The 11,213-nt window shown below is 61.5% G+C and carries 14 protein-coding genes; 6 read left to right on the top strand and 8 right to left on the bottom strand.

Translation table 11 applies throughout. From position 1 onward, the window contains the following. Positions 1-538 (bottom strand): ABC transporter permease subunit (locus L1069_RS03025; RefSeq protein WP_237454737.1); only part of this gene is annotated, 538 nt, incomplete at its 3' end. Between the two features lie 1,151 nt (positions 539-1,689). Here L1069_RS03025 and L1069_RS03020 point away from each other — a divergent pair. Continuing rightward, entirely contained in the window at positions 1,690-2,169 is a 480-nt protein-coding gene (locus L1069_RS03020) for a dihydrofolate reductase (RefSeq protein WP_237454736.1), read from the top strand. 55 nt (positions 2,170-2,224) lie between these two features. Here L1069_RS03020 and L1069_RS03015 read toward each other — a convergent pair whose 3' ends face one another. Further along, complete coding sequence (locus tag L1069_RS03015) at positions 2,225-2,431, bottom strand: cold-shock protein (RefSeq protein WP_027259410.1); 207 nt, start codon at positions 2,429-2,431, stop codon at positions 2,225-2,227. A gap of 188 nt (positions 2,432-2,619) precedes the next feature. Here L1069_RS03015 and L1069_RS03010 point away from each other — a divergent pair, with 188 nt between their 5' ends. Continuing rightward, a complete protein-coding gene (locus L1069_RS03010; RefSeq protein ID WP_237454735.1) occupies positions 2,620-2,937 on the top strand; it encodes an ArsC/Spx/MgsR family protein in 318 nt (105 codons plus the stop codon). Between the two features lie 42 nt (positions 2,938-2,979). Next, complete coding sequence (locus L1069_RS03005) at positions 2,980-3,348, top strand: hypothetical protein (protein WP_129371288.1); 369 nt, start codon at positions 2,980-2,982, stop codon at positions 3,346-3,348. A gap of 71 nt (positions 3,349-3,419) precedes the next feature. Here L1069_RS03005 and L1069_RS03000 read toward each other — a convergent pair whose 3' ends face one another. The 5 genes from L1069_RS03000 to thrS form a co-directional block, all read right to left on the bottom strand. Beyond that, complete coding sequence (locus tag L1069_RS03000) at positions 3,420-3,983, bottom strand: DoxX family protein (protein WP_134830125.1); 564 nt, start codon at positions 3,981-3,983, stop codon at positions 3,420-3,422. Positions 3,984-3,987: 4 nt separating this feature from the next. Next, on the bottom strand, positions 3,988-4,743 hold the full coding sequence (locus L1069_RS02995) for a DNA-binding domain-containing protein (RefSeq protein WP_237454734.1): 756 nt from the start codon (positions 4,741-4,743) through the stop codon (positions 3,988-3,990). After that, entirely contained in the window at positions 4,740-5,594 is an 855-nt protein-coding gene (locus L1069_RS02990; protein ID WP_237454733.1) for a DUF692 domain-containing protein, read from the bottom strand. The genes L1069_RS02995 and L1069_RS02990 overlap by 4 nt, the downstream gene beginning before the upstream one ends. A 68-nt stretch (positions 5,595-5,662) precedes the next feature. Further along, positions 5,663-5,968 carry a DUF2282 domain-containing protein gene (locus L1069_RS02985; RefSeq protein WP_237454732.1) on the bottom strand — a complete coding sequence of 102 codons (306 nt, stop codon included), beginning with the start codon at positions 5,966-5,968 and terminating at the stop codon, positions 5,663-5,665. Positions 5,969-6,189: 221 nt separating this feature from the next. After that, entirely contained in the window at positions 6,190-8,136 is a 1,947-nt protein-coding gene (gene thrS / locus L1069_RS02980; protein ID WP_237454731.1) for a threonine--tRNA ligase, read from the bottom strand. A 281-nt stretch (positions 8,137-8,417) separates the two neighbouring features. On the opposite strand from thrS, the gene L1069_RS02975 reads away from it, so the two are divergent. Then, positions 8,418-8,666, top strand: a complete 249-nt coding sequence (locus tag L1069_RS02975) for a hypothetical protein (RefSeq protein ID WP_134830123.1) — start codon at positions 8,418-8,420, stop codon at positions 8,664-8,666. A gap of 102 nt (positions 8,667-8,768) precedes the next feature. On the opposite strand, the gene L1069_RS02970 is transcribed toward L1069_RS02975, so the two are convergent. After that, entirely contained in the window at positions 8,769-9,776 is a 1,008-nt protein-coding gene (locus L1069_RS02970; RefSeq protein WP_237454730.1) for a DUF4105 domain-containing protein, read from the bottom strand. 132 nt (positions 9,777-9,908) lie between these two features. Between L1069_RS02970 and L1069_RS02965 the strand changes: the two genes are divergently transcribed. Next, the gene (locus tag L1069_RS02965) at positions 9,909-10,658 is read left to right on the top strand and encodes an alpha/beta hydrolase (RefSeq protein ID WP_237454729.1); all 750 of its coding nucleotides are present in this window, start codon (positions 9,909-9,911) and stop codon (positions 10,656-10,658) included. Between the two features lie 86 nt (positions 10,659-10,744). Then, positions 10,745-11,170 carry a VOC family protein gene (locus L1069_RS02960; RefSeq protein ID WP_237454728.1) on the top strand — a complete coding sequence of 142 codons (426 nt, stop codon included), beginning with the start codon at positions 10,745-10,747 and terminating at the stop codon, positions 11,168-11,170. Positions 11,171-11,213 lie beyond the last annotated feature (43 nt).

Genomic DNA, 11,213 nt, shown 5'->3' with positions numbered 1-11,213 from the left:
TGCCCAGCATGTAGCCGACCCCGACCCCCAGCACGGTGATCGTCGGCGCCACCGCCACCCGCAGCGCATAGCGGTAGATAATGCGCGGCTCGGTCAGGCCAAAGGAGCGGGCGTTGCGGATGTAATTTGCCGACAGAACCTCGATCATCGAGGCGCGCACCAGCCGCGCCAGATAGCCGACCCAGCCGATGCCGACAGCAATGGCGGGCATGATCAGATGATGCAGTGTGGAGCCGAAGCTGCCCTCGTCGGCACCGATGGCCGGCAGCCAGCCCAGCCGGGCGGAGAACAGCAGCATGCCGTAGATTGCGATGATCACCGAAGGCATCGCGATGACGCTGACCGACAGCAATCCGATCAGCCGGTCAAACAGCCGGTTGCGGCGCACCGCCGCCAGGCAGCCCAGAGGAATACCCAGGCCTGCCGCCAGCGGCATCGCTGCCGTGATCAGCTGCACGGTATGCGGAAGATGCGCCATCAGCACTTCGCTGACAGGGCGGCGGCTGTGCAGATCGGTGCCAAGGTTGCCCTGGGCCACTGCCCCCCGGATACTTCACGATCGGCACCGGCATCGGCTGATCCAGCCCCAGCCGCTCGGCAAACTCGGCCTTGATGGCAGGTGTTGCCCGTGGCCGCAGCATCGCGCTGGCAGGGTTGCCCTATGACAGGTGCGGCGGAGAAAACAACCAAGCAAGCCGGCGGCTCCTTGGAAGGAAAATCCGGGCGGGCAGGTCCGGGACAAAATACTGCATCGTGCAGATCCCGTTAGGATTGCCGGTCCAGGATTTCTGATGCAATTGCAGGCCGGCAGCGCGTGTTGCATCGCTGCTCCGGGAGGTGCCCTTGTCCTAGCCGTTCAGCCCGGCAATCAAACTGGTTTCAGAACGCATCGCCTGAATGACCTGCGCAATGACGGCCGGTTGGCGGTGTTGGCAAAATTCAGCCGGATGACCGTGCCGCCTCAAAATACCTGTCCGAGGTTTCCGCCGCGGCTTTGGGAATGCTGGCGCCGCAGGTGTCGGTTAAATTTGCAAACCAATACGACGGAGACGGTGCGCTCAGCTGGAGGATCCTGGTATTAGGCCCGGTAACCTTGGCATCTGCCAGCAGCACAAACTTGGTGGCAATGCCCGGTTCCAGCTTCGGATCCAGGTGACGGTTTTTATGCGGGATGCAGGCTGCTTGTATAAAGGAGCGTGAAACTGCGTCAGCATCCGGCCTCCCCGCCAACTTGAATCTGTTGTGCAGCTGCGGCCGCCCGGCCCCGGATGCATTCCGCCGAACCGGCATCAACCGGCAGCAATCCAGCACAGGCCGCCCCAGCCAATCCGCCCTTTCCCTCGCCAACCGCGCTTGCTCGTGCACAAACCGGCGGCTATGAAACGCATACACGCAAAAGCCCGGTTTGATCAGAACCAGGCGGCCAGGGCGCTGGAAGGGCCGACAGACAGGGTGCGGGCCGTGGCAGGCATCCTTCAGAGGAAGAGCGGACCAGCGCAGGCGGGTATGGGGCCATGGCGGTAATAGCCAATTCGAGGGAGACCGGAAAACCGTTCAGAATATGCATCATTTGCCGGTCAAGCGGCAGGCCGGCGCATTCTTCGATTTCACCGCCGGTGAATTCTGAACTATGATCCCGGTCCGGACGTCAAGGCACCGGTTGCACTCTGAACAGCAAGGAAGACACTTATGATTACTCTGATCGCTGCGCGGGCGCGCAACGGGGCCATTGGCAAGGACAATGATATCCCGTGGTTTGCGCCTGAGGATCTGAAAGCGTTTCAGCGCGAGACCCTGGGCGGCGCCATCATTATGGGCCGCAATACCTGGGACAGCCTGCCGGTGAAACCGCTGAAGAACCGGCTTAATCTGGTGGTGTCGTCCAACCCGCAGGCGGCAGAGATTGTGCTGCCGTCGATCGGGGCGGCGGTGCAGGAGGCCTATGCGCAGGGCTACCGCCGGGTCTATGGCATTGGCGGCGAAGGTATTTACCGCGGCATGCTGAAGATGGCCGACCGGCTGCTTGTCACCGAAGTGGATCTGACCATCAAGGATGCAGATGCCTTTTTTCCGGAGTTTCAGGCAGACGAATGGGCCAAGGCCGGAGAAACGGTTCTGCGCGGCAGCGATCCGGCCTGTGTGATGGCTGAGTATCTGCGGCGGGCCTGACGGGCTGCCTTTGCCTGCGCCCAGTCTGATCCCGGGCGCAGTGCAGATTAATCGGTCAAAGCTCTTTCAGCTCTGCGGCCATTTGGCGGCCATCGCGGCCTTCGGACAGCTCGTAGCCGACCTTCATATTGTCCGCGAGGCCGGCCATGCCTGACCGTTCCACCGCGGAGATGTGCACAAACACATCCTTGCCGCCTTGATCAGGTTCAATAAACCCATACCCTTTGGTGGTGTTGAACCACTTCACGGTGCCACTTGGCATTTCCCGCGTCTCCTTCTACTTTGCACGTCGCCTTGAGGCTTCCCAAGACATCCGGCCCGTCCCGTTGTCTGAGGCGAGTGAGGCAAGACCGGACAACTTTAAGTTTTACACGGGCTGCTCGAAAATCAAGAGAAACCGGCGCATTCTACCATAAATTGTGTGAGGCTCCCGGGGAGGATGGAGGATATATGAAAATCTACGGGCTGAAAAACTGCGATACCTGCCGTAAGGCTTTGAAGAGTATTGAAAACTCAACTCTGATCGATATCCGCACAAGCGGCATGCCAGAAGGTCTGCTGGAGGCGGCTTATGCAGAATTTGGTGCGAAACTGGTCAATACGCGGTCTGCCACGTGGCGTGGTTTGAGCGAGCAGGATCGGGCTAGCGAACCGCTGGCCCTGTTGCGTGAACATCCTGCATTGATGAAGCGGCCGCTGATCGACCGGGACGGGGAATTATTCCTGGGCTGGGATCAGAACGTGCAAGCGGCTCTTGGCGGATCTTAAACCGCTGCCTATGTCGTTATCGTCAGTTAAGGGAGAGGCAACATGCGCAACGCAGCCCTGGTATTGGGGATCATCGCCGGTGTTTTCGGCATGATCGTGGGTTTTTTTGGTTATGGCTACACTGCGGCGGTGGAGCATTTCGGCGAGATCGAAGGGCTGGCTGAACAAGTTGTTAACGTGGAGCAGCTGCGGCTGCTGGCGGTGCTGTCGCCGCTTCTGGCGATTGCCGGCGGTGCGATGGCGCGGGCGCGGGCATTGTGGGGCGGAGTCCTGCTGCTGGGATCAGCTGCGGGAATGTATGCTGGGTTCGGCCTCAACGTTTTTACTATTTTCCCGCTTAGCTTTGCTGCGGCGGCCGGGTTGATGGCACTGGCAGCCGGGAAGCCGGATGAACCCAAGGCGCATTTCTAAGGTGCGCTGCTGTCAAATGAAAAAGGGCGCCGCTGCCGGGGGCAGGGCGCCTTTTTCCTGTCAGGGCGGGGTCAGGCGATTGCGGGTTCCATCCGGCGGCGCAGCAGCGCATCCACCGACAGGGCGCCTGCGCCTTTGACCACCAGATAGGTCAGCACGAAGATCCAGAACAGCCGCTGGTCCAGGATCACGGCATCCGGGAAGCGGTCGAAAAGGGCGCCAAGTGTCTTGTCGTCGGTGGCGCCGTGGCCGACGATGTCGGTCAAGGACTGAACGATGATAAAACCGATCATGCCGAAAGACGCCAGGCGCGTGGCCAGGCCTATCACGATCATCAGCGGCAGGATGAACTCGGCATAGGTGCCTGCAAGCACCACCAGCTTCTGGAACAGGCCGAATTGCGAGACGTCATAGCCCGCAGCCTCCAGCTGTTTCGGAAAGATCTGGCTGTAGGCACCGATCGAGGGGCTGAACAGGCCAAGGATGCCGTCACCCAGTTTGGTCAGGCCGGAATTCCAGTAATACAGCAGCAATGTGGAGGCGAAGACAAAACGCGCCGCGAGCGGCATCAGCCAGTCGCCGGCCTTTTCCACCAGGTCGAAAACTGCGTTGTGAATGGAGACAAGTGCGTGCATGGTCTTACCCTTTGCTGTCCAGTCCTGTGATGGCGCCGCCCTGCAACAGCAGGGTCAGCGTGGCACCCAGGTCGAATGTTTCGTCTTCGGCGGCGGCCTGTTCCAAGGCTTCGCCGATGCTGGCGCCCCCCGTCAGGGCGCGGATCCAGTGTGCGCCCGCAGGCGGCAGGAGCTGGGGAATGGGATCAAATTCAGGGCGGGTGATCAGCACATCCTGCGCCTGGGCTTGCGGCTTGGGGGCGCCGTCTTCGGTATTGTATTGCCAGAGGCCATGAATGGGCCAGGGCGAGCGCAGAAGCTGCACCGCGGGGGCCAGGGCCACGCGCGTGTTCATCAGGTCCTCGGGCGTCAAGGCGCCAAGGTCCTCGGGTGGAATGGGCACGGCATCCGCGGCGTGGTAGGCGCGGCGCAGGGCCAGTTCCAATCGGGCCACATCACCCAGATAACCAAGGTGCTTGAGTTGCTCCATGCCCTCCAGGAAGGCGGGGAAATGGTCGCCATAGAACATCATCAGCGGCGAAGACGGCGGATGCTGGCGCAGGTAGATACCGGCCAGCCCGTCCATGTTCTGTTTGCCCAAAAGCTTGGCAATCACCGGGAAGGCGCTGTGCATGGCTTCGGTCAGTGAGACAGCAATATTGTTTCGGTAAACGCTGAAACGGCGCCCGGCAGGCTGGGCCTGATGGTCCACCAGCCCTTCCGGCACCTGCTGGCCCGCATCCATCATGGCGCGGGTGAAATCTGCCTGGGAAACACTCATGCCGGGATGCGCTCCAGCGCGGTTGCGGCGCGGGCGGCCTCGGCTGCCAGCACCGGCCAGTCCGGCACATCGTTGTCCCATTCGATCAGCACCGGTTTGGGGCCGGATTTGGCGAGGGTGTAGTCGAGGAGCGCCCAGACCGGGTCCACTACCTCGGCGCAATGGCTGTCAATCAGCAGAGGATGGCCGTGCTCGTCCTGATCCTCGTCATGGCCGCCGAGGTGGATTTCACCCACCTTGTCCAGCGGGAAGGCGTCGATATAGCCCTGCGGCGAAAAGTCGAGATTGGTGGCCGAGACAAAGACATTGTTCACATCCAAAAGCAGCCCGCAGCCGGTGCGGCGGGAGATCTCGGCCAGAAACTCCGGCTCGGACCAGGTGCTCTCAGTAAAGGCGAGATAGCTGGAGGGGTTTTCCAGCAACATCCGCCGCCCGATGGTGTCCTGCACTTGGCCGATGTGATCGCAGATCCGCTGCAGGCTGGCGTCCATATAGGGCAGCGGCAGCAGGTCATTGTAGAAATGGCTGTCGTGTGTGGACCATGCCAGATGCTCGGAGAAGCTGGCGGGGTTCAGCCAGGACACCAGATATTTGAGCCGGGCCAGATGGTCTGCGTCCAGCGGTCCTTCGCCGCCGATGGAAAGACCGACGCCATGCACTGACATGGCAAAATGTTCCGATAGGTGGCGCAGCTGCGCAATCGGGCGGCCGCCGTCCCCCATGTAGTTTTCCGCGTGGATTTCCAGCCATTTGACTGCGCCCGGATCTGTTGTGATCTGGGCGAAATGCTGCGGCTTGTAGCCAACGCCGGGGGCGGCGGGCAGCCTGTTGTGTGCAGCAGCGTCAAGCATGGGAAGTCCTGTTTCCGGGTGCAAAAAGGGCGGGAATTCACACTCCCGCCCCCGAATTCAAGCGGCCGTTATGCCGGCAGGTCGCGCTCCAGCGGTTCCAGCGAGCCCTTGCGTGCGGAGCCGTCTGCAGTTGCCGGCAGTTCCAGGCCTTCGCAAGTGCCCGCGTCAACCAGCGTCCAGGCGTTGCCCTGATAGTCGGTGGTCGAGGTGCCCGCGCAGGTGGTGCCGGGGCCGGCGGCGCAATCATTCTGGCCGGCCAGTGAAACGCCGTAGCACTTTTCCTTGGTGGCGGCGGCAGCGGGGATGGTCGAAGCGGCGGTCAGAGCGGCAGCAACGGCGCCTACAACGGCCAGGGATTTTGCGGTGTTCGACATCTCGTGAATTCCTTTCGGTTTAACATGCGGTGTCGTGATGACAGGCAAACACTAACCTGAGGTTTTCAGGAATTTAAGTCACGAGGCCGTGTCTCACGCCTGCGTCAGCGTATGTGAGAGCGGAACGCCGGGTAAAGAGCTGATTTCAAGCCTTTTTGCCTGCGTTTGAAACAAAACGGCCCCCGATTGGGGGCCGCTGATGCTGTTCTTTTCGGGAAATGTTACAGAAGGTCCGGCGGGGTCGCCTCCACGGCCAGTGCCTTTGTAACATTTTCGAGGCTGTCTACTCTGGTCTGCTTTTCGCCAAGACGGCGCACCGAGACGGTGCGTTCCTCGACTTCGCGGTGGCCGACGGCGAGAATCACCGGAACCTTGCCCACAGAATGTTCGCGGACCTTGTAGTTGATCTTTTCGTTGCGGATGTCCGCCTCGGCGCGCACGCCTGCCTTCTTCAGATCGGCGACGACCTCATGCACATAGTCGTCGGCCTCCGAGGTGATCGAGGCGACCACCACCTGGCGCGGGGCCAGCCAGAACGGCAGCTTGCCTGCGTGTTCCTCGATCAGGATGCCGATGAAACGCTCAAAAGACCCCAGGGTGGCGCGGTGCAGCATGACCGGGCGGTGCTTGGCGCCGTCGGCGCCGACATAGGTGGCGTCCAGGCGTTCGGGCAGAACGAAGTCCACCTGATGGGTGCCGCACTGCCAGTCACGGCCGATGGCATCAGTCAGCACAAACTCCAGCTTGGGGCCGTAGAAGGCGCCTTCGCCCGGGTTAAGTTCCGGTTCGATCCCGGCGGCGCGGGTCGCGGACAGAAGCGCCGCCTCGGCCTTGTCCCAGACCTCGTCGGAACCGGCGCGGGTGTCCGGGCGGTCGGAGAATTTGACCGAGAACTTCTCGAATCCGAGATCCTTGTAGATGGTCGACAGGAAGTCGATGAAGGTGGCAGTTTCGGATTCGATCTGATCTTCCGAGCAGAAGATATGCGCGTCATCCTGGGTGAAGCCGCGCACCCGCATGATGCCGTGCAGCGCGCCCGAGGGCTCATAGCGGTTGCAGGAGCCAAACTCAGCCATGCGCAGCGGCAGGTCGCGGTAGGACTTCAGGCCCTGCTTGAAGATTTCCACGTGGCAGGGGCAATTCATCGGCTTCAGCGCGTTCACTGCCTTTTCACGGGCGTGTTCCTCGTCCACTTCGACGATGAACATGTTTTCCTGGTATTTGTCCCAGTGGCCCGAGCGTTCCCACAGCTTGCGGTCAACCACTTGCGGGGTGTTCACCTCGACATAGCCGCCCTTGCGCTGCTGGCGGCGCATGTAGTCCTGCAACAGGGTGTAGATGGTCCAGCCGTTCGGGTGCCAGAAGATCTGGCCCGGTGCCTCTTCCTGCATGTGAAAGAGGTCCATCTCGCGGCCCAGCTTGCGGTGGTCGCGTTTGGCAGCCTCTTCCAGCATGGTGAGGTGGGCCTTGAGCTTTTCCTTGCCGGTGAACGCGACGCCGTAAATCCGCTGCAGCATCGCGCGGGAGCTGTCGCCGCGCCAGTAGGCGCCTGCGATGCTCATCAGCTTGAACGCGTCGCCCGGCAGCTGGCCGGTGTGCTGCAGGTGCGGGCCGCGGCAGAGGTCCTGCCAGCCGCCGTGCCAGTACATCCGCAGCGGCTCATCGCCTGGGATGCTTTCGATCAGCTCGACCTTATAGGGTTCGTTGTCGTCGGTATAATGCTGGATCGCGCGGTCGCGTTCCCACACTTCGGTCCGGACTTCATCACGCTTGTTGATGATTTCCTTCATCTTTTTCTCGATGGCGCTGAGGTTTTCGGGGGTGAAGGGCTCGGCGCGGTCAAAGTCGTAGTACCAGCCGTTGTCGATCACCGGGCCGATGGTGACCTTGGTATCGGGCCAGATTTCCTGCACCGCGCGCGCCATGACATGCGCCAGGTCGTGGCGGATCAGCTCATTGGCCTGAACCTCGTCCTTCATGGTGTGGATGGCAATGGCGGCGTCGGTGTCGATCGGCCACTGCAGGTCCCAGTGCTGATCGTTGACAGTGGCGGAGATGGCCTTTTTGGCCAGCGAGGTGGAAATGCTGGAAGCCACCTGCGCAGGGGTCACGCCTGCGTCATAGGATCGTGCATTGCCATCGGGAAAGGTGAGAGAGATTTGGGCCATGATCTGGCTGCTCCTCGTCGGTTTGGCGCCCACAGAACGCCCGGTTGCGGGTATGTGTTTCGTCTGCGCGTTTTGCGGCCAATGCGGGGGCAAGTCAAGTCGGCTTTGCAGGCAGTTGTTATTGCGCCGGAAAATCCGATTGTGTGCCTGTGCATGCGATTGCACATATGTGTATACTGGTAAGCTTTTGAAAAATAACAAAAAAAACTGTTGCTGCGAATCCGGGTTCGGGGCAGTGTGGCCGAAACCTTAGGCCCAATGGACATACCAGGAGTGTTCCGATGACCCGCCCGAACCCGAACTTTGACCTGACGGTTGAAGATGTGGACCTGATTGAAACCGCGCTGTGCCAGTCCAGGGAGATCCTGTCGCAGCGCCGTCTGTCTTACGAGCATTGCGCGCATGTCGAAGGCGGGCCGAGCCGGGAGAAGGCGCGGCTTACTGGCGAGGCCTTGACCCGGATACAGGATTTGCTGGGGCGATTGAGCACTCAGAAAATCGTCAGCAGCCCGGCTGCCGGCGTTTTGTGACTGTGCCGGCTGGCGGGTGCTGAACCCGCCTGAATACAGAAAAGATGCGAGGGGCCGGCCCCTCGCGCTCCCCGGGGTGTTTTGGACCAGAAAGAAGCTGGATCAGTTCGATACAAAAGCGGGGATGCCTTCGCGGATCACCTCGGAGAAGTCCGGGGTCACGCCGTGGGCCTGGGCGATCGGGGTGATGCTGCCCAAGGCGCGCAGTTCGCCGACCGTACGGGTCTGGTCCAGCACGCGCTGTTCCCATGCATATTCCGGCAGATAGCCATTGGCCAGCACCCGCCAGTCCAGCGGCACTTCGTCAGCGAATGCCCGGATCATTGTCATCACCACAGTGGTGCAATTGGTGGTGAGCGAGTTGTACCACTCTGGCCGGGCGGCAAGGCTGTTGGCGGCGTCGACATATTGCATCAGCAAGGCGCGGGCGGTCTCGGGGCTGACGTTAATGCGGAACAGCTGCACGTTTTCGCCGCGGGCGTTGGTGCGGGTTCCCACCACGTCGCGTTCATCGGCGGCCAGGATCACCAGGGTGTTGGATTTAAACAGGTCGGCAATGGGGGAGAAGCCGCCACCTGCCTGGCGCCGCACTTCGACCGACCAGGCGATATGATCGCCGTTCTCAAATCCGAAGCTGACGATCATATGCGCCATTTGCGGGCCGGCCCAATAGGACATGAACAGATCCACCGTTTCGAGCGTGGTCAGGTCATAGCTGCGGGTCTCCCAGCTTTCGCTATAGTCTTCAGGGGTTTGCCAGGAAAAATTGCGTACATCCGTGAGCGTGAGAGTGTCGCCCGCAACCTGGCCGGTGACCTGGCGGGCCACATCAGGGGACCAGTTGCGCGCGTCCGGCGGTGTGAGGGTGGACCACCACAGGATCACCGCGGCCAGCGCCAGAGTGAATGTGGTCAGCGCGCGCAAGGCACGTCTGCGGAACAGACCGGCAATAACAGTGAGGCCCAGGAAGGCAAACCCGCCTGCCAGCAGGCCGCGCGGCACTGCGCCAAAGGGCAGCCGGTACCAGAGCGCCAGGGCGGCCCAGGCGGTGGCCAGGGCCACGGCAAGAATGGCGGTGGCGATCGCAATGCCCTTAATGAGTCTGAACATGCCCAAGGTCCCTTGAAAATTTTTGCGGACCATAAGGAGGCAGGCGGGGGGCTTGCAAGCGGGGAGTGCCGGCGCTTGCGAGGCAGGCGCTGCCATGCCACATCTTAGGGAAAAGGACAGGAGACCAACGACATGCCCGCCACATCTTTTCTCGAGACCGCCCAGGGCCGCCGGATTGCCTATCACAAGAATGAGGGGCAGGGGCCGTGCGTGGTGTTCCTGGGCGGCCTGAAATCCGATATGGAGGGCACCAAGGCGGTGCATCTGGAAGCCTGGGCCAAGGCGCGCGGGCTGGCCTTTCTGCGGTTCGATTACTCCGGCCACGGCGAAAGCTCGGGCACGTTTGAGGAAGGCTGCATCGGCGACTGGCATGAGGACACGCTGGAGGCGGTGGCGCAGCTGACCGAAGGGGACATCGTGCCGGTGGGCTCGTCGATGGGCGGCTGGCAGGCGCTGCTGCTGGCGCGGGAAATGCCGGAACGGATCAAAGGTTTGGTGACCATCGCTGCGGCACCGGATTTCACCGAGGACGGGTATTGGGCCAATTTCTCGGATACGCAGAAGGCTGAGCTGGAGACCCAAGGCTATGTGGAGCTGCCCAGTGATTACATGGAACCCTATCATATCTCCAAGCGGATGATCGAAGACGGGCGCAAACGGCTGGTCCTGCGCACGCCGCTGTTCCTGCCCTTCAAAGTCCGCTGCCTGCAGGGGACCGCGGATACGGCTGTATCGACGGAAACCGCGCTGCGGCTGATGGATCACGCGGCCTGTCCGGATATGCGGCTTAACCTGGTGAAAGATGCCGACCACCGGTTTTCGGACGAGGTTTGCCTGAAGATGATGGAAGACGCGGTGCTGGACGTTCTGGGCGGCACCTGATGCGGCGGTTCGGGCGCGCGCTGGAGCGGCCTGACGGCTGGTGCAGCGGGCATAGCAGAATGATTGAAAGAGCAATGGGTTGATTTATGGAACAGAGAGTAAGCCTGATTACGCTGGGTGTGCCGGACATGGAAAGCGCTGCTGCCTTTTACGAAGCATTGGGCTGGCAGCGTGCTGAAAGCCCGGACGGGGTGATTGCCTTTGATCTGATCTCTCAGACCTTGGGGCTTTATCCGCTGGCAGCGCTGGCAGCTGAGATAGGCCTGCCGGAAGCGGAGCTGGGCACCGGTGCGGTGACGCTGAGCCACAATACCCGCAGCAAGGAGGACGTGGCTGTGCTGCTGGCGGCAGCGGAGGCGGCTGGCGCAGAGGTTCTGAAACCTGCGCAGGATGTGTTCTGGGGCGGGCATCACGGCTATTTCCGCAGCCCGGACGGGCACATTTGGGAAATCGCGTTCAACCCGTTTTCAGAACTGGCCGGGAATGGCGCTTTTTGCTGGAATGGCTACTAGACGTGGCACCGCGGCGGCAGCAGCTTTCTAAATCCCTGCTGCC

The organism is Leisingera sp. MMG026 (assembly GCF_021654205.1).
Classification (GTDB): Bacteria; Pseudomonadota; Alphaproteobacteria; order Rhodobacterales; family Rhodobacteraceae; genus Leisingera.
This window is presented reverse-complemented; position numbering and strand designations above follow the sequence as displayed.